This window comes from Variovorax fucosicus (assembly GCF_030316825.1).
GTDB classification, from domain to species: Bacteria; Pseudomonadota; Gammaproteobacteria; order Burkholderiales; family Burkholderiaceae_C; genus Variovorax; species Variovorax fucosicus.
In genome coordinates this window covers 1,013,622-1,040,408 of sequence record NZ_JASZYU010000002.1, presented here as the reverse complement: position 1 = coordinate 1,040,408, position 26,787 = coordinate 1,013,622, and the positions used below count along the sequence as shown (strand labels likewise).

Annotated in this window: 21 protein-coding genes; 6 read left to right on the top strand and 15 right to left on the bottom strand. The window is 64.8% G+C overall.

The window, feature by feature from the left end; translation table 11 throughout:
- The first annotated feature begins 4 nt into the window (after window positions 1-4).
- Window positions 5-1,582 carry a phospholipase D family protein gene (locus QTI05_RS17135; protein WP_286622359.1) on the top strand — a complete coding sequence of 526 codons (1,578 nt, stop codon included), beginning with the start codon at window positions 5-7 and terminating at the stop codon, window positions 1,580-1,582.
- A gap of 170 nt (window positions 1,583-1,752) precedes the next feature.
- Window positions 1,753-2,502: a TerC family protein gene (locus tag QTI05_RS17130; RefSeq protein ID WP_286547300.1), complete on the top strand. Its 750-nt coding sequence runs from the start codon at window positions 1,753-1,755 to the stop codon at window positions 2,500-2,502.
- Between the two features lie 20 nt (window positions 2,503-2,522).
- Here the strand turns inward: QTI05_RS17130 and nac are convergent, their stop codons facing one another.
- Complete coding sequence (gene nac, locus QTI05_RS17125) at window positions 2,523-3,482, bottom strand: nitrogen assimilation transcriptional regulator NAC (RefSeq protein ID WP_286622358.1); 960 nt, start codon at window positions 3,480-3,482, stop codon at window positions 2,523-2,525.
- Between the two features lie 134 nt (window positions 3,483-3,616).
- Between nac and QTI05_RS17120 the strand changes: the two genes are divergently transcribed.
- Window positions 3,617-4,585, top strand: coding sequence for a LysR substrate-binding domain-containing protein (locus QTI05_RS17120; RefSeq protein WP_286622357.1), 969 nt, complete (start codon window positions 3,617-3,619; stop codon window positions 4,583-4,585).
- A gap of 3 nt (window positions 4,586-4,588) precedes the next feature.
- On the opposite strand, the gene QTI05_RS17115 is transcribed toward QTI05_RS17120, so the two are convergent.
- From QTI05_RS17115 to QTI05_RS17070, 10 genes are all read right to left on the bottom strand, one after another.
- Entirely contained in the window at window positions 4,589-5,308 is a 720-nt protein-coding gene (locus tag QTI05_RS17115) for an HpcH/HpaI aldolase family protein (protein WP_286622355.1), read from the bottom strand.
- A gap of 13 nt (window positions 5,309-5,321) precedes the next feature.
- Window positions 5,322-6,125 carry an SDR family oxidoreductase gene (locus QTI05_RS17110; protein ID WP_286622354.1) on the bottom strand — a complete coding sequence of 268 codons (804 nt, stop codon included), beginning with the start codon at window positions 6,123-6,125 and terminating at the stop codon, window positions 5,322-5,324.
- Window positions 6,125-7,813: a hydantoinase B/oxoprolinase family protein gene (locus QTI05_RS17105; RefSeq protein ID WP_286622352.1), complete on the bottom strand. Its 1,689-nt coding sequence runs from the start codon at window positions 7,811-7,813 to the stop codon at window positions 6,125-6,127. Before QTI05_RS17105 ends, QTI05_RS17110 begins: the two co-directional genes overlap by 1 nt.
- Before the next feature lie 10 nt (window positions 7,814-7,823).
- Window positions 7,824-9,914: a hydantoinase/oxoprolinase family protein gene (locus QTI05_RS17100; RefSeq protein ID WP_286622351.1), complete on the bottom strand. Its 2,091-nt coding sequence runs from the start codon at window positions 9,912-9,914 to the stop codon at window positions 7,824-7,826.
- A gap of 38 nt (window positions 9,915-9,952) precedes the next feature.
- Window positions 9,953-10,696 (bottom strand): branched-chain amino acid ABC transporter ATP-binding protein, encoded by a 744-nt coding sequence (locus tag QTI05_RS17095; protein WP_286622350.1) that lies wholly within the window; start codon window positions 10,694-10,696, stop codon window positions 9,953-9,955.
- Between the two features lies 1 nt (window position 10,697).
- Window positions 10,698-11,471 carry an ABC transporter ATP-binding protein gene (locus QTI05_RS17090; protein WP_286622349.1) on the bottom strand — a complete coding sequence of 258 codons (774 nt, stop codon included), beginning with the start codon at window positions 11,469-11,471 and terminating at the stop codon, window positions 10,698-10,700.
- The gene (locus tag QTI05_RS17085) at window positions 11,458-12,489 is read right to left on the bottom strand and encodes a branched-chain amino acid ABC transporter permease (protein WP_286622348.1); all 1,032 of its coding nucleotides are present in this window, start codon (window positions 12,487-12,489) and stop codon (window positions 11,458-11,460) included. Before QTI05_RS17085 ends, QTI05_RS17090 begins: the two co-directional genes overlap by 14 nt.
- A 26-nt stretch (window positions 12,490-12,515) precedes the next feature.
- Window positions 12,516-13,388, bottom strand: a complete 873-nt coding sequence (locus QTI05_RS17080; RefSeq protein ID WP_286622346.1) for a branched-chain amino acid ABC transporter permease — start codon at window positions 13,386-13,388, stop codon at window positions 12,516-12,518.
- Window positions 13,389-13,424: 36 nt separating this feature from the next.
- Entirely contained in the window at window positions 13,425-14,633 is a 1,209-nt protein-coding gene (locus QTI05_RS17075; protein ID WP_286622345.1) for an ABC transporter substrate-binding protein, read from the bottom strand.
- A gap of 136 nt (window positions 14,634-14,769) precedes the next feature.
- Window positions 14,770-15,978: an aspartate transaminase gene (locus QTI05_RS17070; protein ID WP_286622343.1), complete on the bottom strand. Its 1,209-nt coding sequence runs from the start codon at window positions 15,976-15,978 to the stop codon at window positions 14,770-14,772.
- Between the two features lie 203 nt (window positions 15,979-16,181).
- On the opposite strand from QTI05_RS17070, the gene QTI05_RS17065 reads away from it, so the two are divergent.
- The 3 genes from QTI05_RS17065 (at window position 16,182) to QTI05_RS17055 (ending at window position 19,076) form a co-directional block, all read left to right on the top strand.
- Entirely contained in the window at window positions 16,182-17,180 is a 999-nt protein-coding gene (locus tag QTI05_RS17065) for a 2-hydroxyacid dehydrogenase (protein WP_286547270.1), read from the top strand.
- A gap of 63 nt (window positions 17,181-17,243) precedes the next feature.
- Complete coding sequence (locus QTI05_RS17060) at window positions 17,244-18,017, top strand: SDR family NAD(P)-dependent oxidoreductase (protein WP_286622342.1); 774 nt, start codon at window positions 17,244-17,246, stop codon at window positions 18,015-18,017.
- A gap of 24 nt (window positions 18,018-18,041) precedes the next feature.
- Entirely contained in the window at window positions 18,042-19,076 is a 1,035-nt protein-coding gene (locus QTI05_RS17055) for an L-idonate 5-dehydrogenase (protein ID WP_286622341.1), read from the top strand.
- Between the two features lie 126 nt (window positions 19,077-19,202).
- Here the strand turns inward: QTI05_RS17055 and QTI05_RS17050 are convergent, their stop codons facing one another.
- Genes QTI05_RS17050 through QTI05_RS17035 form a run of 4 tightly spaced genes read right to left on the bottom strand, consistent with a single transcriptional unit; the run spans window position 19,203 to window position 25,981 of the window.
- A complete protein-coding gene (locus QTI05_RS17050; protein ID WP_286622340.1) occupies window positions 19,203-20,399 on the bottom strand; it encodes a Wadjet anti-phage system protein JetD domain-containing protein in 1,197 nt (398 codons plus the stop codon).
- A complete protein-coding gene (locus tag QTI05_RS17045) occupies window positions 20,396-23,839 on the bottom strand; it encodes an ATP-binding protein (RefSeq protein WP_286622338.1) in 3,444 nt (1,147 codons plus the stop codon). Before QTI05_RS17045 ends, QTI05_RS17050 begins: the two co-directional genes overlap by 4 nt.
- Window positions 23,839-24,534 carry a DUF4194 domain-containing protein gene (locus QTI05_RS17040; protein WP_286622337.1) on the bottom strand — a complete coding sequence of 232 codons (696 nt, stop codon included), beginning with the start codon at window positions 24,532-24,534 and terminating at the stop codon, window positions 23,839-23,841. The genes QTI05_RS17045 and QTI05_RS17040 overlap by 1 nt, the downstream gene beginning before the upstream one ends.
- On the bottom strand, window positions 24,518-25,981 hold the full coding sequence (locus QTI05_RS17035) for a DUF3375 domain-containing protein (protein WP_286622336.1): 1,464 nt from the start codon (window positions 25,979-25,981) through the stop codon (window positions 24,518-24,520). The genes QTI05_RS17040 and QTI05_RS17035 overlap by 17 nt, the downstream gene beginning before the upstream one ends.
- Window positions 25,982-26,787 lie beyond the last annotated feature (806 nt).

Here is a 26,787-nt window from a genome sequence, read left to right as displayed (position 1 = left end):
GGCCATGAAGAGGCACGCCAGCTTCTTCGGACTTCGTTGCCTGTTGATTGTGGCGGCGCTTCTGGGAGGTTGCGCGTCGCTGCCGGCGCCCAGGCCGGTGCCACCCACCTATGCCATTCAGGATGTAGCTTCAACACGGCTTGCGCGCATCGCAAAGCAAAATGCTCTGCCTGGTGCTGCAGAGCTTTCGGGGTTCCGCTTGCTGCCGGAGGCGCCCTTCTCGTTCAATGCCCGCATTGCTCTGGCAAGCCGGGCTGAGAAGTCGATAGACGCGCAGTACTACGAACTGCGCAACGATGGCGTGGGGCGGCAGCTCCTGCGTGAACTGCGCGATGCCTCGCTGCGTGGCGTGCGGGTGCGGCTGCTGGTGGACGATCTGTACATGTCTGACGCGGATGAGCTGTTCAGCTCGCTGGCGGCCTACCCCAACGTGGAGGTGCGCCTGTTCAACCCGTTGCCGGCGCGATCGGGCTCATTGCTGTCGCGCATCGTTTTCTCGATTCACGAGTTTGGCCGCATCAACCATCGCATGCACAACAAACTGTTCATCGTCGACAACAGCTTTTCCGTCTCGGGTGGCCGCAACATAGCCGATGAATACTTCATGCAGGACGGGCAGGCCAACTTTATCGACATGGATGTGCTGGCCAGTGGGCCGGTGGTGCGTGAGCAGTCCGCCGCATTCGACATCTACTGGAACAGCGAGCAAGTGCGCCCCATTGGCCAGGTAGCGTCGTTCGATCTATCCCCAGAGCAAGCGCAACGGCGCTTCGATCAATGGGTTGGCGGAGCAGGACATGGGCTTCCGGAGAATGAGCGAGATGCTCTGGGAAGAACCTCGGTCGCGCGTCAACTCGACGACGGAAAGCTGGATCAATTCCATGCGAAGGCGCAAGTTCTCGTTGACGACCCAGCGAAAATCATGCGCGGGCGCATCGAAGAACGCTTTCAGGGGAGTGTCTCGCAACGAACGCTCGCCGTTCTGGAGACGGCCCGATCGCATCTCTTCATCACGTCGCCGTACTACGTGCCTGGCCAGGTTGGCCTCGCCCAAATCCAACGTCAACTTCAAGGCGGCGTCAAGATCATTGTCGTCACCAACTCTCTCGCTGCTACCGACGAGCCGCTGGTCTATGCCGGATACGCTCGCTATCGCAAGGAAATATTGAAGCTGGGGGTCGTCATCTACGAACTCAGTCCCATGCTGAGCCAGCGCTCGGGACGATTGGGCGAATTCGGCAAAACCACGGGACGTCTGCATGGCAAGACGGCCGTTATCGACGACAAGCGGGTGTTCGTGGGATCGATGAACCTGGATGGGCGCTCTGCCAGCCTCAACACCGAGATCGGCCTGGTGATAGACAGTCCCGAGATCGCCGCAGACATCAATCGCATCATATCGATCGATCGATATACCAGTGCTTACCTGGTGCGAATAGGGGCTACGGGTGGCGTTGAATGGGTCGAGCAGGACAGCAACGGCACGACGACGGCTGTTCACGAGGACGAACCGGAGACCAGTTGGTTCATCAAGAGCAAGAACTGGCTGCTCTCCCCTTTCGTGGCCGAAGAGTTGCTGTAGCGCCGGGCCAAGGCGGCTCTATTCATCCAATATTCATGTGTGCGTCAGGTGGCATTCATGGCGAGACGGAAGAATGAAGTCCTGTATCGCAAACGCGATACAGCACCGGAGAGTTGGAGAAGCTTATTCTGGCCAACCCTTCCCGGCCCTTCCCTGCTGAAAGAACCTCAATGCTCGAACTCCTGACCGATCCTCAAGTCTGGATCGCCTTCGCCACGCTGACCGCGCTGGAGCTCGTCCTGGGCATCGACAACATCATCTTCATCTCCATCCTGGTCGACAAGCTGCCTCCCGCCCGGCGCGAATCCGCACGGCGGATCGGTCTGTTCATGGCCATGTTCATGCGCATCGGCCTGCTGCTGGTGCTCGCCTGGATCGTCGGCCTGGTGGCCCCGCTCTTCTCGGTGCTCGACCAGGAGATCTCCGGCCGCGACTTGATCCTGATCCTGGGTGGACTGTTCCTGATCTGGAAGAGCACGAGCGAGGTTCACCAATCGCTGGAAGGCGGGCACGAGCAGAAGTCCAGCGCCGTCAAGGCCAGCTTCTCTTCCGTGCTCCTGCAGATCATGGTGATCGATCTCGTGTTCTCGCTGGACTCGATCATCACGGCCGTCGGGATGGTGGATGACGTGCGGGTCATGATCGCCGCGGTGATCGCCTCCGTGCTCCTGATGATGTTGTTCGCCAGCCCGATCGGCCGCTTCGTTTCCAACCACCCCACCATCAAGATGCTGGCTCTGGCCTTCCTGGTGGTGGTAGGGGTGGTTCTGGTCGCGGAGGGCTTCGACCATCACGTGCCCAAGGGCTACGTGTACTTCGCCATGGCCTTCTCGGTGGCAGTGGAGATGCTCAACATCAGGATGCGCAAGAAGTCAGCCAAGCCGGTGGAGTTGCGCCCGCCCCATATACCGGGCGGCTGAAGGCAGCGGCGCGGCCGGGTCTATTCGTGAGCGACCACCTGAACGCGCGCGTGATTGAGCAAGGTGCGGTGCAATCCACCCTGCAGATCGAGTGCCCCGACGAGCTCCAGGAGAATGCCTTTGACGACCTGCGCGGGCTCGGACAGAGGCAGGTGATCCGACACGCACATCGCCAGTGGCACTTCGATCGTGGGCGAGACAAGTCGGCAGACGTTCACTGACGAAGTCGCGGCGACGGATCGCGCTACCGAAAATGGCAGGATCGTCGCGCCGACGCCGGAAGCGATCGCTGCGGCGAGCGTGCTGGCGGACTCCATCTCGGCCACCACGCGGGGCACCACGTGGGCCGCCGCGAACGCCTGGTCGACGTACCGTCGAAGCTGGTTATTGGTACAGGGCAACAGGAGATCCACGTCGCGAAGGTCGCGCAGCGCCAAGTCCCCGGGTTTGCTCACCATCTCCGCGGGCGCAACGACGCAAAGATCCTCCGTCAGCAATGGATCGAAGGAGAGCCCTTGCACCGGGCTCTCTCCACCGTACAGAACCGCCATGTCCATGAGGCCGCTTCGAACCACGTCACACAGCGTCGTGCCGAAGTTCTCGTTGATGTGAAGCACGATCTGGGGATGGCGGCCCTGCACCGTCTGCAGCAGCTTGAGCGCCAGCGTCGAGGCTGCCGTGCCCGGCGCCAGCCCCACCGACACCTGCCCCGCCAGACTGCGGCCCGCGTTGAGCACGTCCGCACGCGCCTGATCGAACTGCCGCAGGATCATCTGCGCATGCCGGTACAGCACCTTGCCCGCCTCTGTGGCCACCACACCTTTTTGAGTTCGCAGCAGCAGCTTCTGATTGAACTCGCCTTCGAGCGTTGCCAGTTGCTGGCTCAGCGCGGGCTGCGCAACATGCAGAATCTCGGAGGCCAAAGTCAGGCTGCCAACGTCCACGATCTTCACGAAATACTTCAAACGCCTGAGATTCACGAGGGCCTCGTTGTTGCTTGCAAGATGGGGAGCAAGCAAGCATCAAGCCACCGTCGTGCGTCGTCAACCGGGGTTACGATCAGCGCGCCGAACCGAAGCAAGCGGCACTCGCCGCGGGCGGAATGGACTTCTGCATGACAGTCAATTTCAAGACACTCAAAAGTTTCGTGACGGCGGTGGACGCCAAGAGCCTCTCGGCGGCAGCGCACCAGCTGAGCGTGGCGCAGCCTGCCCTGAGCCAGCACATCGCTTCGCTCGAAGATCATTTCAAGCGCAAGCTGCTGGTTCGGTCCAACGCCGGCGTGACGCCGACGCCCGCAGGTGCCCAGCTGTATCGGCAGGCGCAGATCATGCTGGGCCACCTCGATCAACTCGAACGCGATCTCGCCAACCGCATCGATGCCAGCGCCATCTCGGGCCCGGTTTCAGTCGGGCTGGCCACCTACAGCACGGCATCCATCCTCTCGATGCCGCTGCTCAAGGCTGTGCGCAGCCGTTATCCCGAGGTCAATCTGTTCATCAACGACAACTTCGGGCTGGTGCTCAGCGAGATGGTGATGACGGGGCGCATGGACATGGCCATCATCTATGCCGGCAGTCCCATGAAAGGCGTGACGCTGCAGCCGCTGTTGACCGAGGAGCTGTTTCTCATCGCGCCCGCTGGCCTTCAATTGCCGCACACGGACGACCAGACGATCGCCCTTCGTGCGCTCGCCGGCATCGACCTGCTCCTGCCGAGCCGAATGCATTTCCTGCGTAGGGCGGTCGACGAGGCATTCGCGCGGGTTGGCGTGGTTCCGAACATCCGGGCCGAAATCGAATCGTCGGAAACGCTGCGCCAGGCCATCGAGGCCGGCGTCGGCGCCACGATTCTTCCGGCAGCGCTGGCCGATTTCTCTTCACCGGCCAACCCTCCGATCATCCGCCGCATCGTGGAGCCCGGCCTGCAGGCGACCGTGTCGCTGTGCGTGCCGAATCATCTGCCGATGTCCGACCAGGCCAGGGCCGTCCTCGACATCCTGAGGGCGCAGATCGACGATCTATTCGCGACGGGCCGGCTCCCCGGGATCAGCGCGCCCCCGGAACAGGTGCCGTCGGCCTGAAGCTCAGGTCACGGCCGCGGCGGACGGCACCGACGAAAGCTGGCGCATGACCGCGACGCCTTCATTCACGAACGGATCGGCGTGGTAGTACAGCAGCTGCGCGCCAACCGACACGAGATGCTGCACATCCTGTCGCACGACGAGCGTGCCCGCGATCTTGCCGGCTGCGCGAATGCGTTGCAGCGTCTGATCCACGAGGTCGAGCACCGGCTGGGGACGGCGCTTGCCCGCGCCCACGGCGGGTGAATAGCCCATCGATTGCGAGAGGTCACCGGGGCCGACGAAGAACACGTCGATCCCGTCGACCGCAAGGATCTCGTCGAGATTGCGCACCGCCTCGACCGATTCCACCATGCCAACCAGCAACCGGGTCGCATGGTCGTCTGGACAGGCGTAGCGGAAGGTGTGCACCACCTGCCGGGCGATCTCGGCCGTGTGGATCAGCGGCACCATCACCCCGTCCGCGCCGGCATTCAGGCAGCGGGTGATGGTCGAGCGTTCCTGGTTCTGTGGCCGCACGATGCCCCAGCCGCCGCCGTAGCGTGCGGCCTTGGCCATGTGATGAATGTCCTCGAAGCTGGCGAGGCCATGCTCGCAATCGATGAAGACCGAATCGGCACCCGAGCGCACCAGCTTCTCGCACAGCGTGGGCGATACGTGGTTGGGGTTGACCATCAGCACGGAGTCGCCGCGTGCCAGGCGTTGATGAAGAGTCGTGCTCATCGTTTGCTCCGGTTCAGGGTTTGCCCAAAGTGCCTTCGGGCGCGCCAAGCCAGCGGCTGGTCTCGACATCGGGCCCTTGGTCGCGCGCCAGGGTCGGACTGATGACCAGCTGCTCGATGGTGGTGCCTTGCGGCAACGTGCAGGCCAGCAGGATGGCGCGCGCCACGTCGTCGGGCGCGACCATCGCCGCACGTTCGGCCGCGGTCGGCGGCCGAGCGCGGGTGTCCATGATCGGCGTGTTGACCTCGCCGGGCAGGATCGTCGTGGAACGGATGTTGTTGTTGCGGAACGTGGCGTGCATGAACCCCATGAGATTCGTCACGGCCGCCTTCGCTGCGCCATAGGGCGCGCCGCCCAGCAGGTTGGGCCGCACGGCCGCCAGGGACGACACGGTCACGATGGTTCCCGCGCCCGCTGCCAACATGCCCGGCAGCACCGCCTGGATCAGAACGTAGACCGCCGTGAGGTTGACCGAAATCGCGGACTCCCAATCGTCCGGCTCGATCCATCGGATGTTGCGCACGCGGCTGGTGAGGCCCGCGTTGTTGACCAGGATACCGACCTTGCCGACTTCCGCTTCCGTCCACCGCACCAGTTCCTGCAGCTGTTCGCGGCTCTGCAGGTCGGCCTGCCGGCACCATGCTTCGCCGCCGGACGCGCGTATCTGCTCTACGACGGCTTGCAGGGGCTCGATGCGGCGTCCCATCACCACCACCCGCGCGCCCTCGGCAGCAAGCATCAGGGCCGTCGAGCGACCGATGCCGGAGCCGCCGCCCGTGACGAGGGCGACCTGGCCCGCCAGCGCTTTGGCGGCCATTACGCGGCCACCTCCACGGGCTTCCTGACGACGGGGGCGTCATAGCCGTAGTGCGCGCGCGCGCCTTCCACGCTGATGAGGCCTTGCTTCAGGTCGTCTTCGATGAGCTCGCGCGAGCGCTCCTGCGCGTCGCCCCAGCCGCCCCCGCCGGGCAATTCGATGGTCAGGCGCTCGCCCGTCGCGAGAACCAGCCGCCCCTTGGCGAACACCGGTCGGTCGTCGTGCAGCACCGCGCCGTTGCGGCCGGCCTGGCCTCCCAGAACGCCCAGGCACGGATACTTCACGTGCTCGGTGCTGAGGTAGATGTTCATTTCGCGGTCGGACAGGTTGCGGATGATCCCGCGCTGGCCCAGGCCCCCTCTGAACTTGCCCGGACCGCCGGAGTCGGGAATGAGTTCCTTGCACTCAATCAGCACCGGCACCGCCAGCTCGTACATCTCGATCGGTGTCACGCGGCAGTTCGACGGAAAGCTCAGGGTGTCGAGCCCATCCATCGACGAGCGGCCGCCCTGCCCTCCATGGAAGTTCTGCGCGCTGCCGTAGGCCGTGCCGTCAGAGCGCTGGCCCTGGCAGTTGATGCCCCAGATCGGCGCGCCACCGCTGTCGCCCATCGCGCCTTCGGGCACGACGTGCTGGAGCGCCTTGAAGATCAGGCTCGGAATGCAATGCCCGACCAGGTTGCGGGCCGCACCGGCCGCATGCGGCCTCGGGTTGAGGATCGAGCCCGCGGGCGCGGAGTCGGTCAGCGGGATCATGCAGCCCTCGTTGTTGGGCGTGTCCGGATCGAGCAGGCACTTGAGCGCATACACGCTGTGCGCCACCCGATAGTGCGGCACCACGTTGATGCCCCTGGCCACCTCGGGCGAGGTGCCGGTGTAGTCGACGTGGATCGAATCGTCCCTCACCTCGACGCTGACGCACAGCTTCACCTCGGTCTCGAAGCCGTCGATCGTCATGTCGGCCTTGTAGCTGCCGTTGGGCCAGGCGGTGATGGCCTTGCGCATGTGCCGCTCGGAGCGGCTGAAGATGGCCTGGCCCAGCGCGTCGCAGTCGTCGAGCCCGTACTCGTCCATGAAGCGGCTGAACTCGCGGCTCATCACTTCGTTGGCCGCGACCATGCTCTGGATGTCGCCACGGACTTCGTGCGGAAGACGCACGCTCGCCTCGATCACGGAAAACACGTCGGTGTTCGGCTTGCCGGCCTTGAAGAGCTTCAGCATCGGAATGCGGATGCCTTCCTCGAACATGTCGGTCGAGTCCGGCGATTGCGGGCGCCCGCCGATGTCGGGCAAGTGCGCGATGCTGCCGGCGTAGGCCACGATCTTTCCATTGCGGAAGATCGGTGTCAGCATGACCATGTCCGGCAGATGCCCGGTGCCGATCACAGGGTCGTTGGTGGCGAGCACGTCGCCCGGCTCCAGCGACTCCGGTGGGAAGGCCTTGAGAAAGTAGTTCTGCGCGGCCATCGGCAGCGTCGTGATGAAAACCGGGATCGACCAGGTGCACTGTGCGAGGGCGCGCCCCTGTGCGTCGAGCAGCACGTTCACGTAGTCGTGGTTCTCGCGCACGATCGGCGAGAAGGCGGTGCGGCCGAGGGCGGTGTCGGCCTGGTCGGCGATGAAGACCAGGCGATCCCACATCACCTGCAGCGTGATCGGGTCGTTGAAATCGGGTTTGAGGATAGACATGGCGTGACCTTCAGGACAAAAGCATGATGAGGTTGTGCTGGTCGTCGAGCGAGGCTGTGGCGTTCGGTCCCATCACCACGGTCGACTCGCGCTGCTCGATGATCGCGGGGCCTTCGATCGGCACACCGGGAAGCAATGCATAGTGGTCGTAGACCGGCGTTTCAACGTACTTGCCGAGTTCCGAGAAGAAGACCGGTCGCGATCCCTTGCGCGGATCGCGCACCGCGCCGGCTTCTCCGCGCAGCCCGGCGAGCGACACCGTGCTCTTGGGCCCGCTGGCACGAATGCGCCAGGTGATGATCTCGGCATCCGTGCCCGTGACCGCGCGGCCGTAGAGCGCAACGTAGTTGGCATGGAATCGTGACACCAGCTCCGCGACGAAGGCCGGGTCGGCCGGGTCGAGATCCGGCAGCGGCACCGAGATCTCGTAGCCCTGCCCCACGTGGCGCATGTCGACGGTATAAGAAAAGCGGATGCGATCGGCGGGCACCTTGCTGGCCAGCACCACCTCGCGGCCTTGCTCGGCCAGCGTGGCCTTGACCACCTTGACCGCACTCGGATTCCATGCCGAGATCCGCATCGGCAGACTGGTGGAAAGATCCGCCGCCACCGGCGCACCGAGCAGGCCGATGGCCGAGGTCACGCCCGCACCGGTCGGGCAGATCACCTTGCGAATGCCGAGCTTGCGCGCAACGCCGTAGGCATGCACCGGGCCCGCGCCGCCGAACGCGATGAGCGGCAACGCGCGCGGGTCGACGCCGCTGTCGGTGGCCTGCATGGAAGCTGCCTCCGCCATGCTTTCGTTGACCATGTCGTGAACGCCCCAGGCGCAGCGCTCCGGCGTGATGGAGAGCTCCTTGGCGAGGCGGGCCATCGCCGCCTCGGCCGCGGGCTTGTCGAGGGCGAAGTCGCCGCCGAGGAAGGACTTCGCGTCCAGGTAGCCCAGCAGCAGATCCGCATCGGTCACCGTCGGCTCGGTGCCGCCGCGGCCGTAGCAGGCCGGGCCCGGCGCCGCCGCAGCGCTGCGAGGGCCGACGCCGAGCAGGCCCAGCTTGCTGCGCGCCGCGATGCTACCGCCGCCGGCGCCGATCTCGATCATGTGGATCGACTGGATCTTGAGCGGGAAGCCGCTGCCCTTGCGGAAGCGCTCGTGGCGCGCGACCTCCAGGTCGTTGGCGACCATCGGCTCGCCGTTCGGAATGAGGCAGAGCTTGGCCGTGGTGCCACCCATGTCGAAGGAGAGCACGCTCGCCTCCCCCGCCTGGCGGGCGTAGTCGGCAGCCGCCACCGCACCCGCCGCCGGGCCCGACTCGATCAGACGCACCGGCGTGCGGGAAGCCGAGGAGCTCGGCACCACGCCGCCGCTCGATGTCATCCAGAGCAGTTGCCCCTCGACGCCCCGCTTCGACAGCTCACGCTCCAGGTGGCCCACGTGTCCGACCATCATGGGCCGGGTGTAGGCATTGACCACGGTCGTCGATGCGCGGTCGTACTCGCGCACCTCAGGGCAGACGGTCGACGAGAGCGACACCGAGATTCCCGGCGCCACCTCGGCAATCAGTTCGCCCACGCGCCGCTCGTGCTGCGCGTACTTGTACGCGTGCAGCAGGCACACCGCCACCGATTCGACCTTCCGCTCGAGCAGCGTTCTCGCAATCGCGCGAACGCCCTCCTCGTCCAGCGCCTTGATGACGGTGCCGTCCGCTGCGATGCGCTCCTCCACGCCGAAGCACAGGTCGCGGGTGACCAGTGGATCGGGGTACTTGATGCGCAGGTCGTACAGGTCGTAGCGTCCTTCGGTGCGGATGCGCAGCATGTCCTGAAAGCCATCGGTGGTGATGAAAGCCGTGTGCACGCCGCGCCGCTCCAGCACCGCATTCGTCACGACCGTGGTCGCGCCGAGTATCTGCAGCGTGCCGGCGCCCGCGGCCTTGCCGCCGTTCTTCTCGCGAATCTTGGCCAGCAGCTCGTCCACGCCCTGCAGCACGGCGCGCGCCGGTGCGTCGGGCGTGCTCAGTACCTTGTGCAGCAAAATGGTTCCGTCGTCCTCGGTCATGGCGAAGTCGGTGAACGTGCCGCCTGTGTCAAATGCCAGTTTCATGCCTTTCAGCTCCTTCGGTGTTCATTCAGATGCAGCGATCAGGCGGGCTGCGCGTCGGACGCGCGCCTGCCTGTCATGAAAAGTTCGCCCAGATCCGCAGTGCTCAGATCGCCGACCGGGCTGTCCCAGATCACCTTGCCCAGGCGCAGCACGACTGCGCGTTCCGCGGCTTCCATGGCCTTGCGGGTGTTCTGCTCGACCAGCAAGATGGTCCGGCCGCCCTTGTGCAGGCGCTTGAGTTCGTTGAAGACGAGCGTGATCGCCTGCGGCGACAACCCGACCGAGGGCTCGTCGACCAGCAGGATCTCCGGCCGGCGCAGCACCGCCATCGCCATCTCGAGCAACTGCTGTTCGCCGCCGGACATGTTCCCGGCCAGCTCATTGCGGCGCTTGCGCAGGATCGGGAAGAGGTCGTAGACGTATTCGCGCTCGCCCTTCAGGTCGCCGTCCTTGAGGGTGTAGGCAGCCATCTCGAGGTTCTCGTCGATGGTCATGAGCTGGAAGTTGCAGCGTCCCTGCGGCACATAGGCAATGCCCTGCGCCAGCATGGCCTGCGGCCGCAGGCCGGCGATGTCCTTGCCCTTCCATCGGATCGCGCCGCCTTTGTGCGTCGTCATGCCAAAGAGCGACTTGAGGAGCGTGGACTTGCCCGCGCCATTCGGCCCCAGCAGCGTGATGAACTCGCCGTGCCGTATCTTCAGGTTCACCCCGTGCAGGATGTCCAGGTGGCCATAGCCCGCATGCAGGTTGTCGATTTCGAGTTCCATCTTCGCGTCCGCCATGTCAGCCTCCAAGGTAGGCCTCGACGACCTCCGGGTTGCGCACCACTGCTTCGGGTGTGTCGTCGGCCAGCTTCATGCCCTGGTGCAGCACCACGACACGGTGGCTCAGGTTCATGAGCACGTCGGTGTTGTGCTCGATCACGACGAAGGTGACGCCGAGTGCCTGGTTCGCATGCTCGATGCACTGGATCACCTTCTCGATCAGGATGGGGTTGATGCCCGCCAGCGGCTCGTCGAGAAGAATCAGCTCCGGATCGGGCATCAGCATCGACGCGAACTGCAGCAGCTTCTGCTGGCCGCCCGACATGTTGCCGGCCGGCAGGTGCGCCACGCGCGCCAGGCCCGACACCTCGATCAGTTCCCGCGCCCGCTCGCGCAGCGCCTTCACGCGCCGTTGCGCGGCCGGGCCGATCCAGAAGGTGGACAGAACGCTTGGAAAGCGCGACATCTGTCCGGCGAGAACCAGGTTCTCTTCCGAATCCAGCGTCGGGAACACGACCGTCTTCTGGAAGCTTCGCAGGAAGCGGCCTTCGCGGGCGATCCGGTTCATCGGCCACGCCGTGATGTCCACGCCCTTGAGCAGCACCCGGCCCGCATCGCTCTTCTGCAGGCCTGTGCAGCAATCGAAGAGTGTCGATTTGCCTGAGCCGTTCGGGCCGATCAGCCCCATCACTTCGCCGCGGCGGACATCGATGTCCACGCCTTGCAGAGCGGCCACGGCGCCGTAGTTCTTGCGCAGGCCCTCGATGCGCAGCATGACGTCATCGGCCGGCATGATGCGTCTCCTTGCCATGGTGGCCGAAGCGGGCGATGCGTTCGGCCGCTTTCTGGAACAGCGGCGCCAGGCCCTGGGGAAAGAGGAACACCAGGCCGAGAAGCACGAATCCGTAGATGATCATGCGCAGCTCGGGGGTGATCCGCAGCGCTTCGGAGACGGCAACGAAGACGAAGCTGCCGATGATTGCGCCCGGCACCTTCCCGACGCCCCCGCCGAGCACGATGATCAGGATCGTGTTCGAGTAGTAGGACTGGAACACCAGCGGGCTCACCACCGTCGAGAAATGCGCGTAGAGGCTGCCGCCCAGTCCGGCGAACACCGCACTCAGCATGAAGACGATGAGCTTGTAGGTCCAGGTCGGCACGCCGAGCGATTCGGCCAGCGTCTCGTTGTCGCGGATCGCCACCATGCAGCGGCCCGCCGGCGAGCGGATCAGTGCGACGAACGCCGCCACCGCCAGTGCCGCGACGGCAAGCACCAGGTAGAAGTACTCCGGCGCCTTGACGACGGTGAACACCATGTCGCCGAAACCCAGCCTCGGCCTGGCAATGCCCGACAGCCCCATGTCGCCGCGGGTGAAGTCCACCCAGTTCTTCGACACCATCTGGGCAATCACGACCATGCCCAGCGTGCACATCACGAACGAGGTGTCGCGCAGCCTGAGCGCCGGAATGCCCAGCGGCAATGCCACCAGCCCCGCGAACAACCCGGCCACAAGGAAGTTCACGAGGAATGGCGTGCCGAAATGGATGGACATCAGCGCAGACGCATAGGCACCCAGTCCGAAGAACACGCCCTGCGCGAGCGAGAGCATGCCGGTGTAGCCGAGGATAAGGTTCAGGCCCAGCGCGGGCAGCAGGAAGATCATCGCCAGCACCATGGCGTGCAGGTAGTAGTCGCCAAGAAAGAGGGGCGTGGCAAGCAGCGCGGCGAGCGCCAGTGCGCAGACGCTCCAGTTCACCTTGGCGACCCTTGCAGCCGGAAGAAGCGGTGCGTCCAGTGTGGTGGATGACATGGGGACTTGCTCCAGACGAAGGGTTTTCAGAATCGGGCCTTGCTGCTGAACAGGCCGTGCGGCCGGAACATCAGCATGAGGAGCAGTGCAATGAAGCCTACCGAGTCGCGGTACTGCAAGCCGATGAAGCTGGCCACCAGGCTCTCGACCACACCCAGCAGGCAGCCGGCGATCAGCGTGCCGCGCACGTTGCCCATGCCGCCCATCACGATCACGGCAAAGGTCTTGAGCGTGATCGCCTCGCCCATGCCGCCATAGATGCTCACGTTGACCGGGCCGGTCAGGATGCCCGAGAGCGCGGCCAGGCCAACGCCGATCAGGAAGGTGCGGCGCACCACCTGCTCGACGTCGATGCCGTTGACCTGGCAGCACTCGATGTTCTGCGACACCGCCCGGATCGACCGGCCCAGCCGGGTGCCGCGCACCATCCATTCGAGACCGGCGAAAACGACGAGCGTGACGACGACCAGGATCACCCGCTGCTGCGACATGCCGAAGTCGCCCATCTCGATGGGCTCGATCCAGCCGCCGGAGAACACCTTGTAGCCGCCGCCGAAAGCCAGGATGACGACGTTCTGCAGGATCAGCGACAGGCCCAGCGTGGCCAGCACGCCCGCCTGGAAGGGCTGGCCGATGAGCCGCTGCATCACGCTGCGGCCAATCAGCACCGCGATCAGCGACACGATCGCCACCCCGCCGACGATGGCGAGGCTGTAGTCGGCCATCAGCCTGGTCATGACCCACCAGGCCGCGAACGTGCCCAGCATGTAGTACTCGCCGTGCGCGAAGTTGATGGCCCGCAGCACGCCGAAGATCATCGTCATGCCGGCGGCCACCAGGGCGTACATCGACCCGGTGATGATGCCGTTGACGATCTGCTCGAGGATGAAGGAACTCACGGCGGCGTCCTCTTCAAGGGCTGCTGCTGCGCCACCTTACTTGGCCGCCGCGTAGTCGACCCGGGTGGTGATCGTTCCCTTGATTTCCGGCTTGCCGTCGACGATTTCCAGCAGCACCATCGGCATCACGGCCTGGTTGTGATCGTCGAAGGTGACCACGCCCATCGGGCTGTCGTACTTGATCTTCGCGAGGGCATTGCGCACGTCCTCGCCCTTCAGGCTGTTGGCGCTCTTGATGGCCTGCGCGACCAGTTGCAGCGTGTCGTAGTGGGTGTAGGCATGGTTGTTGGGCATTTCTCCGCCATTGGCCTTCTTGTAGTCGTCGACGAACTTCAGGCTGCGCGGCGCCGGCACCTCGGGCAGCCAGGCTGCGGCCTCGACCGCACCGTTCATGACCTTGGGCGCAGCGGCGATGGTGTCCTTGGTGTTGAACTCGCCGTTGCCCACCAGCGCCACCTTGCCGGCCAGCCCCAGTTCGAGCATCTGGCGCGCGATGATCGGGGTGGTGTCGGCCTGCCCGTAGAGGATGATGGCCTGTGCCCCGGAGCGGCGGATCTTGCTGAGCACCGAGCGGAAATCGGTTTCCGAGTCCTTGTAGTAGTCCTCGCTGAGGATTTCGGCGCCCTCGTACTTCGGCAGGTAGCGCTTGGTGAACTTGATGGCACCGCGGCCATAGTCGCTATCGACCGAAAGCACCGCGTATTTCTTGAAGCCCTTGGTCTTGGCTGCGTACTCGAGCACGGTGGCCGCGCGCACCTCGTCGGTCGGGTAGTTGCGGAAGGTCCACTTGAAGCCGCCGACACCGGCCTTGTAGGTGATGTCGGGGTTGGACGATGCGGCGTTGACCAGCAGCACCTTCGACTCTTCGACCATGGGCTGCATCGCCAGCGTGACCGAGCTGCAGACGTCGCCAATGATGATCGCCGTCTTCTCGAGACTGATCATGCGCTGCGTTGCCGCCACGCCTTCGGCCGGCACGCACTGGCTGTCGCCGCTCACCAGTTCGATCTTCTTGCCGAGCACGCCGCCAGCGGCATTGATCTCCTTGGCGGCCAGCGCGGCACCCTTGTTGGCGAAGGCGCCGTAGCGGGCATTCGGCCCGCTCATCGGGCTGATGATCCCGATCTTGAAGGTGTCCGCGCTTTGCGCGCGTGCCGCCGTGAACATGCAAAGAGAGCCAAGCGCCGCGATCGTCATCGCCGTGATGCGGTAGGGCATGGAAGTCATCGTGAGGTACCTGTTCATCGCTGGTCTCCGAAAGTGGAAGGGTTGAAGGAATGATAGGAAGCGACTTCCGGCGCAGCCAATATGGAATGCACCTTCGCCTATAAGCGTTCTTGATACGCAGGAACCCGTGCGGCCGCCCGCGCAGCCGGTGCAGTTAGCTCAGCTCGGCGACCGCCTTGGCAATGCGCCGGCAGCCTTCCTCGATCTGCTCGACGGTGGTCGCAGTCGACATGCGGAAGTAAGGAGAAACCCCGTAGGCAGTGCCCGCAAGCACCATCACGCCGCCCGCCTCGAGCAGGTGGATCACGACGTCGTTGTCGGTCTCCAGGAGCTTGCCGCTCTGTGTGCGCTTGCCGATCAGGCCCCCACAGTGAGGGTATAGATAAAAGGCGCCCCCAGGTGACCTGGCGCGGATGCCCGGGATCTCGTTGAGCATACGGACAGCGGTGTCGCGGCGCTGGCGGTAGAGGCCTACCCATTCCGGCAGGAAGCTGGCTTCGCTGTTGAGCGCCACGGCCGCGGCTGCCTGGCTGACCGAGCTGACACCACTCGTCGATTGGGATTGCAGCATGTCCAGCGCGGCGATGATGTCCTTGGGGCCTGCGGCATAGCCGATGCGCCAGCCGGTCATCGCATAGGTCTTAGAAACGCCGTTCACCACCAGCGTTCGGTCTCGAAGCGCCGGTTCGACGGCGAGCAGATGCTGCGGGGCAGCACCGTCGAAGCGGATGTGCTCGTAGATATCGTCGAGCAGCACCATGACCTGCGGGTGCCGCAAGAGAACGTCCGCCAGCGCGCGCAGTTGCGCTGTCGTGTAGGTCGTCCCGGTCGGATTCGTCGGCGAATTGAACACCAGCCAGCGCGTGGCGGGCGTGATGGCGGCTTCGAGCGCCTCGGGGGTCAGCCGGAAATCGTCTTCTTCCCGGCAAGCGACCATGACCGGCGTACCGTCGCAGGCGAGCACCATGTCCGGATACGAGACCCAGAAAGGCGCCGGCACGATCACCTCGTGCCCTTCCTCCACCGTGACCGACAACGCGTTGAACAGCGCGTGCTTGGCGCCACAGGTCACGATGATCTCGCCCGCGCTGTAGTCGAGACCGTTTTCGCGCTTCAGTTTGGCGGAGATCGCTTGCCGCAGCGCCAGGGTTCCAGCCACGGGCGTGTAGCGCGTCTCGCCGCGCTCGATCGCCTCGCAGCCGGCCTGGCGGATGTGCGTGGGCGTGTCGAAGTCGGGCTCGCCGATTGCGAGGTTGATGATGTCCTTGCCCTCCCGGCGCAAGGCTGCGAAGCGCTCGGCGGCGGCGCTGCTCGGGGATGGCTTGATGCGGCGGATGCGCTTCGAGATGCGGGACGGGCTCACGTGATCTTTGCTCTTGTTGAAGACGAACCAAAGTTAGGCCCGGGCCGGCTTCAACGCAAAGACGGCATCGTTCTAGGGGTGCCGCATTTCGTTATGGCGGCCTGGCATAAGCGTTCTCGATGGTGGTAGATCGATCTCGTCTTGGTCGATCGGGCCGATCTGCATAACGTCGCAGGCGACGCTCAGATCGAGCAGGAGACTTCATGCGACCATCCGTCCTGGCCACCCGCGCCACCTTTCCAGACATCGCCGTTCGGCTGCGCCAGCATTTCGATGTCGAAGACAACCCCGCCGACGAAATCTGGAACCGGGACGAACTGGTTCGCCGTTTGCAGGGAAAGCAAGGGGTGATGAGCACGGGCAGCGAGCGTATCGACGCCGAGCTCCTCGACGCCTGCCCGCAGCTCAAGGCGGTTTGCAACGTCGGCGTCGGCTACAACAACATTGACGTCGCCGCCTGCACCACGCGGGGCGTCCTGGTCACTAACACGCCCGACGTGCTGACCGAGACCACCGCCGACTATGGCTTCGCGCTGATGATGGCCACCGCACGCCGCATTGCGGAGTCGGAACGCTTCGTGCGGCGCGGCGATTGGCGCAAGACCGGCATCTACGACATGTTCGCCGGCGGCGACGTGTACGGCGCAACCCTCGGGATCCTGGGCATGGGCCGCATCGGCCGTGCGATCGCACGGCGCGGCGCACTGGGTTTCGGCATGCAGGTGATCTACCACAACCGCTCGCGCCTGCCGGCAGACCTGGAAGACATGACCGGCGCCCGCTATGTGGACAAGGCGACGCTGCTGCGCGAATCCGACCATCTGATCCTGGTGCTGCCCTACTCCCCCGACTCCCACCACGCGATCGGCGCGGCCGAGCTGGCGCAGATGAAGCCCCAGGCCACGCTGACGAACATTGCCCGCGGCGGGATCGTCGACGACGCAGCCCTCGCGCACGCGCTGCGCGCCGGAACGATTGCGGCCGCCGGTCTCGACGTATTCGAAGGTGAACCCGCCATCCATCCTGACCTGCTCGCGGTGCCGAACATCGTGCTGACGCCGCACATCGGCAGCGCATCGGTGAAGACGCGCCACGCGATGGCAGCATTGGCCATCGACAACCTCATCGCAGCGCTCGGCTTCGGGCCACGGGCCGGCAGGCCATCGACGCCGGTCAATCTCGAAGCGCTGGGCGCGCGCTGACCCCTCCGACCGGTTGGGCCGTTCCGGCCTCGCCTCGCCTGTATCTTGATTGAGAACCTCGCCTTGAACCCTGTCCTTGAAAGCTTCAACCTCGCCGGGCGCACGGCGCTCATCACCGGCTCCAGCGCCGGCATCGGCTTCGCCCTGGCGCGTGGCCTGGCCCAAGCCGGTGCCCGTGTGATCCTGAACGCGCGCAACGCTGGCAAGCTCGAAGCGGCAGCCGAGGTGCTGCGCGCCGAAGGCCTTGAGGTGCTCACCGCCGCATTCGATGTCACCTCCGGCGAAGCCGTGACCGCCGCCGTGGCCCGCATCGAGGCCGAGATCGGCGCCATCGACATCCTGGTCAACAACGCCGGCATGCAGCGCCGCGCACCGCTGGACCAGTTCGCCGAGGCCGACTGGCACGAGCTCATGAAAACCAACGTCGACAGCGTGTTCCTGGTCGGCCAGGCGGTGGCGCGCCACATGATCCCGCGCAAGCAAGGCAAGATCGTCAACATCTGCTCGGTGCAAAGCGAGCTGGGCCGCCCCGGCATCGCGCCCTACACCGCCAGCAAGGGGGCCGTGAAGATGCTCACCAAGGGCATGGCGATCGACTGGGGCCAGCACGGCATCCAGGTCAACGGCCTGGGCCCGGGCTACTTCAAGACCGAACTCACCCAGGCCCTGGTCGACAACGCCGAGTTCACCGCCTGGCTGGTCGGGCGCACCCCCTCGCGGCGCTGGGGCGACGTGCAGGACCTGGTCGGCGCAGCCGTGTTCCTGGCCAGCAACGCCTCCAACTTCGTCAACGGCCACATCCTCTACGTGGATGGCGGCGTGACCGCAACCCTCTGAGATAGATAGAGAGAGACCCTCCCCATGGAAGCCCTCGTCATCCACGCCCCCGGCGACCTGCGCGTCGAAGAGGTGGCCACGCCCGCGCTCGGGCCCGACCAGCTGCAGGTGCGCGTGCGCTGCGGCGGCATCTGCGGCTCCGATCTGCACTACTACCAGCACGGCGGCTTCGGCACCATCCGCATCAAGGAGCCGATGGTGCTGGGCCACGAGGTGGCGGGCGTGATCGAGGCGGTGGGGGCCGACGTGAGCGGCTTTGCAGCCGGCGAGCGCGTGGCGATCAGCCCGAGCCGGCCGTGTGGCCTGTGCAAGTTCTGCCAGCAGGGCCTGCAGAACCACTGCCTGGACATGCGCTACTACGGCAGCGCCATGCGCACGCCGCACGTGCAGGGGGCCTTCCGCCAGCAGATCGTGGTGGAGACGCACCAGGCGCACCGGCTGGCCGATTCGGTGAGCGACGGGGAGGGCTCGATGGCCGAGCCGCTGTCGGTGGCGCTGCACGCGGTGCGCCGGGCCGGCTCGCTGCTGGGCAAGCGGGTGCTGGTGACGGGCTGCGGGCCGATCGGGGCGCTGGCGATCATTGCGGCGCGGCGCGCCGGTGCGGCGCACATCGTGGCCACCGATGTCGGCGCCCACACGCTGGGCAAGGCGCTCAAGGTCGGTGCCGACGAGGTGGTCAACGTGGCCGAGGAGCCCGAGGGGCTTGGGCGCTTCAGCGCGGACAAGGGCAGCTTCGACGTGCTGTTCGAGGCCAGCGGCAATGCGCGTGCGCTGGTCGGTGCCTTCGATGCGCTGCGCCCGCGCGGCATCATCGTTCAACTCGGGCTGGGCGGCGAGATGACGCTGCCGATCAACACCATCGTGGCCAAGGAGTTCGAGCTGCGCGGGGCGTTCCGCTTCCATGAGGAGTTCGCGGTCGCGGTGGAGCTGCTGAACAAGGGGCTGGTGGACGTCAAGCCCCTGATCTCGGCCACGCTGTCGTACCGCGATTCGGCGCGTGCCTTTGCCCTGGCGGCTGACCGGTCGCAGGCCATGAAGGTGATTCTGAACTTCGATTGAGCAGGGGCGGCAAGGTCTACCAAACCAGGGAACAGGCCCGCGCCGACGTGTTCGACTACAAATCGGACAACCGCTCCTCGGGCACGCGCCAATGTCCTCCTGCAAGACTGCTTCTCACAAACAAAGTCAATCTTTCAACAGCCCGACGGACCGAAGCGTCTGGAGCACAGCCGGCCATGAAATTCGCTCCTGCTCCAGCCGCACTTGCTCGCCCCAGCGATTGGTACGCAGGCCTGCATAGACTGCCAACTCCTCGGGCGTCAGGCCGTCGGGGCTTTCCACCTTGCTGGGTTTGTCTTCGCGAACCCACATCGATTCGTGAGCCAGGAGGGTGACTTCGTCCATGAGGGCGGAGACCATGCGGGGAAAGCGCCGGCGGGCCCGCGCAAGCGCCGCGAATCCATGCGTGTCCAGGTCACCCCAATACACCTGGCGGTCGGCGTCACGCAGCCACGCAATCGGCTCGAGCTGGTCGACCGCCAGGCCCAGCCGCATGAAAACGACAGCACCGGGCATGTCGGGCAACGCGATGCCTGTGTTCTGGTTCTCCACCACCAGACAGGTTTGCGGTCGAATCGGCAGGGCAGCAATCTGCGCCGTCGGCGACTCGATATCGCACAAGCCGCCTACAAGGGCACGAAGTTGCGGACAAAGCACGCGCACTCGCATCCTGGAAGGCTCGATGCATAGGCCGCATACGGCATGGAAGCTCGCATCTTCTGGCCCGCCCAGAATTTGACGGGCCAGGTCGCCCACGGCGCCCTTTCGCCGCTCGACCCATTTGGTGTCCACGTCAGGCACCGGAAGCTGTCTCAAGTAGAGGCCTGACTGCGGGTACTCAGCGAACCAGTTCAGCAGGCGTGAAAGGCGGTCGAAATCGGCATCCGGGTAATCCGCCAGCACCCCGTCGCATTGCCGGGCAGCCGCCCGGGACCCCGCCAGCTGAGGGAAAGCCGCGCACAGGTGAGCGTACCTGCTCTTCGCCCGTTCCCAGGCAGCTCGCTGGCCGAGGAGTTCGGCCGCCGCTTCAGCACTGGGGACGACGAGGCGGTCCGGCAGTTCCTGGTCCCCAGATGACCACCGGCGTCCCGTCCACTCCACGGTGCAGGTGCCAGGGTTCCAGGCGCGCCACGACTGCACCCATTCGCGCGTGACAGCGAGACTGCGAAAAACATCTTTCTCGGTCAGATCGTGCAGCCGGAATGCGAGCGGCCAGGACGCGTCCGTCGCGGCGCCGACCAGCCAGTTGGGATGGTGGGCATCCCATTTCTTGCGGACAAGAGCCTGGATCTGGGCGATGGAAAGTCGCTTCGGCTCGCTCATGCAGCCGACTCACCCGCGTCAGCTTCCGCGGCCTCGGCCGCGAGCTCCTCGGCGAGCACCTCCTGCGCTTCCAGGGGCAAGTTCAGTCGACCGCTTTGAGCAACGTAGGTGATGGCCAAGGCCTCAGAATGCCTCCGGTCCCTGATGCTGATGAAGGTTCCCCCACCGATGAACGGTTCCAGGGCCATGACGTTCTTCACCGGCGTCGCCGCGACCACCTGGAAGCCGAACTTCTTAAAGATGTTCATGACCATCGCAGTGAACTCGTTGTCGGCGCGGTCGAAGGCTTCGTCCATGACCACCGTGGAATAGGTGGGCCACACGCCGTCTTCACCGGCAAGCTGATAGCGAAGCGCCGCGGCCAGTACCGTGGTGGTGAGCTTCTGCCGCTGGCCGCCGGACTTGCCAGCACCGCTGTCGTAGGTCTCCACTTCGATGCTCGTGTCGTCGAACTCAGTGGCAGAGAACACCACGTGCTGGCGCACATCGAGCACCAGATTGCGCCACTTCATGTCCGCCGGCTGCTGGCTGCCCAGGCGCTGGACCACCGCATTCAAGGCGGCGAAGCGGCGCTCGGCCTCATCGTCGTCATCGCCCTTGAAGCTGTGGCTGAGGGCCGACCGGAGCTGGGCGCGGAACTCGACCACCTCCTGCGTGGGCTTGTCCTCGAAGTTGATTTTCAGGTACGTGTTCTCGTTGAACGCGCAGCGGCGCAGGCTTTCATTCACCTGCTCCATGCGCTCACCTATGCTGCGGCGCTCCTGGTCCAGCTTGGCGTGCAGCACGGCCAAGTTTTGGTCGCTTTGCTCGCTCAGCAGGCCCTTGAAACGGGCCACGTATTCGTGCAGGCCGTCCGTCTCGAGCCGCTCCAGCTTCGCCATGAAGTCCGAGGCTGCCTCCAGCGTCGGGTCCAGGCCCTTCGCCTCGGCTTCCCACTTCGTGCAGAAGACGAACAGCCTGTGCTCGATGTCTTGCTTCATTTCGGAAGCCTTGCCCAAGGCAGTGCTTTCAGCCTCGCCGATGGCCCTCATCATCGCAGTGCTGGCCGAATCGATGTGGTCCGGCACCTGCTTCTTGCCCGTCGCCTCAAAGCGAGTGGTCAGGCGCTGCGTCACCGCCGGCGACAGGGGAAAGGAGAGCTTCTCGGCTGGAATTTCCTCCAGCCGATTCTTGGCGCGGACCAGCTCACGCGTGCAGTCGGCCGCGTCGGCTTCCGCGCTCTGGCGCGAGTGCGCCGCCTTGTCCCACTCCCTCTTCTGAGCTTCGACCTTTTTGTCGAGCTCGGACAGATGAGGCCGGGTCTTGTGTTCATCTTCGATGCGCTTCTTCAGTCCCCTTACTTCGTCCAGCACCGCAGCGATGTCGGTGTTCTCCCAGGTGAGATTGACCAGCGCCTGACCGTGATAGACCCGCTCCCGCTCGTGGGTGGCGCCCTTGCGAGCATCTTCCAATGCGCGCTCGGCTTCGCCCAGGGCTTGTGCCACGCCGCTGGCCTCGTCTTTGTAGGCCTGCAGCTTCTCGACGTTGGAGAAGCCGAGGATCCAGTTGCGCCGGTCGTCGATGCGCTTGCGGTCGTCCTTCTCGTGCCGACTGCGGCTGTGCTTCACCTGGCCCGCAATGGTGACGGCCTTTTCCTCGGTACGCAGTTCATCCGCCGTCATCACGCAGGCGTAGTCGAACCGGCGCAATTCCTCGCTGACCCACTCCTTGTGCTTGGGCGCGACATCCAGCTTGCGAATGAGCGAGTTAGCAGCAGACTGGCAGAGCGGCCCTTGCGAAGTACGGGCAGACATTCGCAGGTAGACCAGCCGATGACCCAAGTGGGTAGCGTCCACCCAGCCGGCGACTTTGCGGTAGTGCTGCTCTTCCACCAGCAAGGAGGTGGCAAAGCCGCCCATCACGCGCTCAATGGCCCCCGTCCACTGGTACTCCTTGGCCTTTACCTGCAGCAATTCGCCCACGAATGGCAGGTCTTCCTCAGGAATATTCAGCTCCTGCGACATGCGCTCGCGGATTTCCAGCAGGTGCGACGGCATGTTGGAGGCGCGCTTCTCCATCGCCCGGATCTCCTGCATCAGAAAAGCGAACCGCTCCTCGGCCTTGCGCTTGTCCTCCTTCAGGCGGTCGCGCTCGTCCTCGTGGCGCGCATTCATGCTCTCGCGGCCTTCCACGATGACCTTGGCTTCAGCCTGTGCTTCGGCGAACCCCTGCGGAGTCGCCGGCAAGCCCCAGCCCAGCGCAACGCAGGCCTCACCCAAGCGTCGATGGTTTGCAGAGACTTCGGGAACCCGGACGCGTTCCAGCCGCTCGACCTGGTCCTTCAGCGATGCCATCAGGCTGCCGCCAGCCCCTGCGCGCATAGAAAGGATGGCGTTGTAGTTGCCCTCCTCGTGCCTTTCCTTGCTCTTGGCCCGGTCGATGTCCGCGGCCAGCCCTGCCGCTCGGGTAGTCTGTTCTTCGACCAGCTCGGTGAGGAGCTTGTGGCGAAGCTGCTCGCCCCAGTAGCTGACGCCCAGGCGCTCCTCGGACAGCAGCGACAGGACGTTGCGGGTAGCTTCGTACTCCATCAGCGCATCACGCACCGGACGCAGTGCCTCGATTTGTAGCCGGGCCGTGAGCACCGCCTCGTGCGCGGCGTTGAGCACCTGGAACTCGTTGACCAGCGTTTCGGCGACGGTGAAGGTCTCCGGCGGGTCCAGCATGAAGTCGCGCAGGAACTTGTTGAGGTCGCCCAGGTCCTTGGCCGATTGTGTCTTGTGGAGCAACCGCAGCGCGCGGTCGCTCTTGATATCGAACAGGCGCGTGAAGCGGGTTTGGTAGCCGCTGAACTCGTCCGTGAAAAACACATCCGGCAGCTTCGCCTTAAGGCGCCGCACCTCGAAGCCGGTACCGTCATCCGGAAAGAACTCCAGCTCGCGCAGCGAGAATTCGCGCTCAGCGACAAAGAACAGGCGATGCACGTCCGCCTCAGAGGAGCCGTTGCCTTTAATCCAAAGGATGCGTCCGATAACCACCGTGCGGCCGGTGTGATCCCGGTAGGTTTCCGCCAAGCTCGACCAGGTGGTGCCCGAGCGCAGGTACTTCTTGACCTTCTCGCCCTCTTCTCCGGTCTGGGTGGCCCACGCGCCGCGCACATAGGTGGCCAGGCTGCGGTCGCCGGTGCCCTTCTCTGTGCTGCGCGCTGCAGTGTTGAAGTCAAGCCAGCGCGGGGGCGTCAGCAACGATGTGTGCCCATCCAGCAGCGTCGACTTGCCGGAGCCGGACGGCCCCAGCACGATGTGGCCTTCCGGTGCAACATGTATTTCGCGCAACTTGTCGAACGTGCCCCAGTTGTAGGTCTGGACCACACGGAGTTGGAACTGGAACTCCTGCCCCGGCGCCAAGGCCAAGGCGGCCTGGACGGTGGCCGCCAGAGCCGTCAGTGCGAGCGGCGCCTGCATCAGTGGGCCTCTTGGGACTGGGCGACCGCGTCGGCGGGCAACTGACGGCGGTAGGCCTCAGTGAGTGCTTGGACTTCCTCCACCGGGAACAGCAGGCGCAGGGTGGCCGAGATTTCGAATCGGTCCACGCCGCCGGGCAGTCGCGACAGGATGCCCAGCTTCTTGGCCTTTTCGATGGCCGATTCCATCTGCCGTCCGAAGCGCGACTGGTCCAAGTTGTCGCTGCGCTCGTAGGCCCGGAGGTACTCCGTCATTTCCAGCTGATCGACAACGGCGCGTTCGGCCTGCGCGTCGGAGTGCGTGAGCTTCTGGCGTAGGAACAACAGCAGCACCGACTCGATGAAGCTCAGGCTCTGGCGGCGCAGCAGGATTGGGACGTCCACTTCGTCGGAAACCACCTGGCGGCAAAAGGCCACTTTGCTCTCGTTGTCCACCAGCAGTTCCAAGAAGACGTCGTGCAGCCGCGAGCGCAAGTCCTTCTCGTAGCGCTTGAGAAGCGTCCACAACTTCTCGTGCCGCCGGGCGTCGAGCGACGGCCCCTGGAGCAGGCGCACCAATACTCGTCGCGCCGGCACCGGCAGCGTTCCCGTGTCACCCGCAAACCGGGCTTCGCTCTCCAAGGAAGCGTCGTCGGGTGTATCGCTGTCGGTGTCAATGTCGAAGTCATCGGAGTCGGTGTCAACGGGCAAATTCACGCTCTTTTTCCTTCATGAAGTACACCGCCGGGACGGTGGCGCTGCGCTCCACCGAATCCATGCCGGTCCAGCTTACCTGGACGTTGCTGGGAGTCACCTGCCCGTGGCGCAAGGCAAGGTAGATGTAGCCGACGACGGAGCCCAGCCCCTGCGTGGCCGGGTAGACGCGCAGCAGTTCCTCGATGCTCACCACGCTGGACTGCTGCAGCAACTCGTAGATGTTGCGTCTGAGCAAGCCGAAGTCGATTTCCGAATTGCGCACCATGCTGGCGATGTCATGCAGGCTCATGCTCGAATCGGGCGCATCCTCCATCCCGCGGGATGCCATCCGCTCCGACGGGTTGTACAGGTGCCACTGCGAAGCCGAGCGCAGCTTTGCGCTCGTGAGCCACAACTCGAATCCCACGTCCTGGTTCGGGCGCAGGTAGTCCTTTGCGGTCAGGGCGTCCCGCTGCGACTCGCGCAGGACCGCGTTGAACCGCCGCTGTTCAAGGTATTCCCTGCTCTGCACAAAGCTACGCAGGCTCCGTGAAAACGTCTGCAGCACCTCGTGAACGCTACCGCCCTCATCCAGAAGTCGGTTGGTGAGATGACGCAGAAACCGCTTCTCGCCAGCGCTCAACTGGCCAGCGAAGTCCCGGCCCAGGACTTCCGTGAGCGATTCGGAGAAGATGGTGGCCTGCTCGATGTCTGTCAGCAAGCGCCAGAAGGCGTAGAAGGTTTTGCCGGCGGCGGTTTCGCCGATAAGGTCCATGCCCGCGAACAGTTGCTCCAGAACTTGACCACGGCTGCCCTCGTTGTTCAGCAGGTCGGCGCGCAGCTGGCGATTGAGTTGGTCGAAGTCCCCCCGCACCCGGCGGAAGTCGGCCACCAGTTCGTCCGCGAGCCCGATGATGTCCCGGGCTCGCTCCACCGCACGCTCCGGCGGCAGCGTCTCGACGATGCCCTTCCCAAGTTGCTCCAGTTCCCGGTCGATGCGCTCGCGCTCTGCCAGCAAAGCGGCGCGTCGGCTGGTGGGGTCGGGATTTGTGTCCTCGGCCAGCTTGGTCAGCTGCTGCATGACGGTGGCGAGCCGGCTTTCCGTGGCCGTTGCACGGGGCTGGAGGACGCCTTGCAGGAAACGAATGGCCGTGATGGCGTCGGTCGTGAGCTCGTACTGTTCCTCTTGCGCGCCCGGGGGCAGCCGCCGCGTGAGCCAGCCCTCATTCAACCAGAGCGCCAGGTAAGCCTGGGCAGGTTGCGGCATGTCTTCGCCGGCTTGCTTCAAGGCCTGAAGTTCCTGCCGGAGCCGTTCCAGCAGGGCCGACGCTGGCAAGACCTTCTCATCGCGCAGCAGCAATTCCTGCAGCACGCCCAGCACCGGTGGTGCATTAAGCGAAGCGAGCAGCTTCCAAAGCGGCTGCTCCCGAAGCTGCCGCAGTTCTGCAATCCTCTTGACTGCTCCCACTTGTTGTTCTTCTCACAGTTCAAACTTACGGTCGACCCGCTTGATGAGATGCTCCAGCGGGGCCAGTCCCGAGCTTGACAGAATGGTTAGAGGCCCAATCGGTCAAGTAACGTCCTACCCGGGACACCCGGAATGTATCCTTTTGCTGCAGGACCAAGCGTCAACGGCGATGCTCTTCGCTTCCAGTCGAGAAAATTCGCAGTGGAACCGCCGTCCAGAGCTGATCGGGACCATTTGACACGAGGCCCTGGCGAGTTTCGGGTAGCTGGGTGAACTGAGGACGGGGTCAGCTCGTTTATCCAATCGAGGGGGATGCGATTGCCTTGGGAAAACACATGGCCGACCCCGTCCGCATCGTTAGCTCCGCCCGCGCCCGATGAGTGCCTTCCTAGACAAGATGGCTTGACTTCTTGAGGAGGCCCGCCTCCAGGACTACCGTGGGTTGCGCACCCCGGGGTGCGCCGAGCCACAAGGCAGTCCGCTGTAGCGGCTGCATGCATGGCAGCCAGCGTCGCAATCCTGATCTGCGACCGCAGTCAACGCGAGATCGCCGCGCGCTCACAGATCAGCGCCGGCCGGCGCTGCACATCGTCTACCAAGCCGGCGCTTTCCGTTTCGTGCTGGCGCGCCACTTCACCGCATTGATCAACGGCGTGCTGACGAACGACCGCAGCCTCACGCCCGCGCAGGTGCTGACCGCCCACAAGGCGGCGCCGCGCATCGAGAAGCGATTCGAACAGCTGAAGACGGTGCACGAGATCGCTCCGGTGTTCCTGAAGAAGGAGGCGCGCATCGAGGCGCTGTTC